This window comes from Streptococcus hillyeri, assembly GCF_003686955.1.
Classification (GTDB): domain Bacteria; phylum Bacillota; class Bacilli; order Lactobacillales; family Streptococcaceae; genus Streptococcus; species Streptococcus hillyeri.
This window is the reverse complement of the sequence record NZ_RCVM01000054.1, coordinates 1-549: the sequence shown is the minus strand read 5'-3', so window position 1 is coordinate 549 and position 549 is coordinate 1. Positions and strand designations below refer to the sequence as shown.

General features: G+C 43.0%; 1 protein-coding gene. It reads right to left on the bottom strand.

What is annotated here, in order from left to right:
• Positions 1-549 (bottom strand): isopeptide-forming domain-containing fimbrial protein (locus EAF07_RS10415; RefSeq protein ID WP_142925612.1); only part of this gene is annotated, 549 nt, incomplete at both ends.

The following is a 549-nucleotide window of genomic DNA, read 5'->3' as shown; positions in this document are numbered from 1 at the left end:
TCAAGTCGTTGTCAAGCGTATCTGTAATCACAAATTTCTTATAAGAAGTGATTGTGGTTGGGAGGCTCGCTTTGATGTTGTAAGTGTAATCCGTTTGAACTGGAACATCTAAGTGATCAAGTTTTTCGTTGATCTTCTTATCAACTGTTGGATCGGTTGGTGGCGTTACGGTTACTGGTGGTGTTGGTGGCGTTTCTTTATCTGGCTCGCCATCAACTGTTGAGTTGTTATAAACAACTTTTGTTGTATTTGGAATCTTAACGCGAGTCACGCCTTCGCGGATTTGCGCTGGGATGACCAACTCAACTTGTTGACCTGCGAAGTCGCCTGCTTTCGCGAAGTCTTTCATTGTGGCTGTAACCGTTTGACCGTCTACTTTCACATCGAAGAACTTAGCGGCGTCACCTGTAATTGTTGGTGTTCCTTTAACCATCAAGTCTTTGTCAAGCGTATCTGTAATCACAAATTTCTTGTATGACGTGATTGTGGTTGGAAGGCTTGCTTTGATGTTGTAAGTGTAATCCGTTTGAACTGGAACATCAAGGTGGT